The 1,777-nt window shown below is 53.0% G+C and carries 2 protein-coding genes; both read right to left on the reverse strand.

Going from position 1 to position 1,777, the window contains the following annotated elements; genetic code table 11:
- Positions 1-331 precede the first annotated feature (331 nt).
- Positions 332-517, reverse strand: a complete 186-nt coding sequence (locus tag FYC48_RS27425; protein ID WP_149500013.1) for a hypothetical protein — start codon at positions 515-517, stop codon at positions 332-334.
- 19 nt (positions 518-536) lie between these two features.
- Positions 537-1,250 carry a hypothetical protein gene (locus FYC48_RS27430; protein WP_149500014.1) on the reverse strand — a complete coding sequence of 238 codons (714 nt, stop codon included), beginning with the start codon at positions 1,248-1,250 and terminating at the stop codon, positions 537-539.
- Positions 1,251-1,777: the final 527 nt, after the last annotated feature.

The raw sequence follows: 1,777 nt of genomic DNA on the forward strand, positions 1-1,777 counted from the left end.
ACGGGCCAGAACCATTGTAGCAATCGCTGCGTGGTGATGGGCCTTATTGTCAAGCGGGATTACGATGTTAAACCGTGACCACGATTGCGATCAAAAGGCGACAGAGGTCGCGTTACCAATGGATGGGACGGTACGTGAATCAGTACGTTGAGCCAGAAGTGACAACTAAACCGCAACATCAGGTGCGATCAATAGGCGACTGATGTTCCGTTGCCAATCAATGGGCCACTACGTGAGTCATCCGGCACGACGGACGCGATTCGCGTTGCGAATCACCAAGCCATCATCCGATTGGAGACGATGATCTATCAAACCGTGACATCAAGAGCGATCACCAGGAAACAGAGGTTGCGTCACGATGCGATGAGCCCGATTTCAGTAGCGACGCCAGGCGTCGGATCTGATCCGCACTCGAAGGTGAATGAACCAACGAACGTGACCAAGCACGACGAACGGCGGCGATCACGCGGTCGCCGCAAACGATCGTCCACTTCAAAACCACGACTCGGCGACTCATCGTGCATCGCTTTGTTCTGTCAGTTGTTGAGTGTATGCCGTTTGCCACCGTTGAAACAGATCTCATCTAGCAATGGCAGTTTCCGCAAAATGGCATTGTATTCAGTGGCAACATAGTCGTCGGAAAGATGCAGGAATGCAAGTTTCGTGAGCTTGTACAGCGGTTTAAGCGTCCGTCGTTGTTTCGCAACACGGATCAGTAGCAAAAGGTACTCAAGCGAGTGGAGCTTGCCGAGCGGGGCGAGGGTCTGTACGGTATTCCTTCCACTTATCGTCCCGTCGATATAGAGTTCTTGCAAAGACGAAAGCGATCCAAGCGGAGTTAAGCGATCAATTCCCATTGCTTCACTGACACACAGAAAGCGAAGATTCGCCATTCCCTGAAGAAAATCAAGTGACTTTTGGTGCTTGCTGCACTTCAACACCAACGACTCAATCTGCGTTAGTTGCGCTAGCGGAGCAATCTCCGGCGATCTCGGGAGTCGCAGTTGAAGATGCTTCAGATTCGGAAACCTTGCTAATATGTCAATGAGATCTTCGCGATACGGACAGTGCATCCGCTCGATTTGGTGATGATCGGAGAGTTTCTCGAGATGACGGCACTTTGAGGTGAGAGAAACAAACACGGATGTTCCGGACAGAGTCGCGACGTCGGAGCATTCGACGAGACCGGGGAATGGTCCCAGGTAGGGTGCCTTCCCGTTGACTGCGAGTCGCTTTCGATACGCTACCATGCGAGCTTCCTATCGACAGAACGCGTGTGGTCACCACGTCGGCGCGGGTGACGTGAACTCAAATGTAAGCCCAACTCGCCGACTGCGGTGCACCACATTGTTCGTCAGGCTACATCGTCGTCAGCCGAAAGTTGGACGGGCCAGAATCATTGTAGCAATCCCCGCATGGTGATGGGCCTCATTGTCAAGCGGGATTACGATATCAAACCGTGACCACCAATGCGATCAACAGGCGACAGAGGTTCCGTTGCCAATCGATGGGACGGTACGTGAATCAATACGATGAACCCGGAATGACAACAAAACCGCGACATCAGGTGCGATCAACAGGAAACAGAGGTCGCGTCACGACGCGATGGGCCCAATTCCAGCCACAACGACAGGCGTCGGATCTGATCGGCATTCGAAGGTGAATGAACAACGAACTTGAAGTAGCACGACGAACGTTGGTGATAACGGGGTCGCGGCCAAACATCCTGAACACAGGAAACAGCAGCGCCCGCGACTCCCGTTCATCACTTGGTTCG

It is taken from the genome of Roseiconus lacunae (assembly GCF_008312935.1).
GTDB classification, from domain to species: domain Bacteria; phylum Planctomycetota; class Planctomycetia; order Pirellulales; family Pirellulaceae; genus Stieleria; species Stieleria lacunae.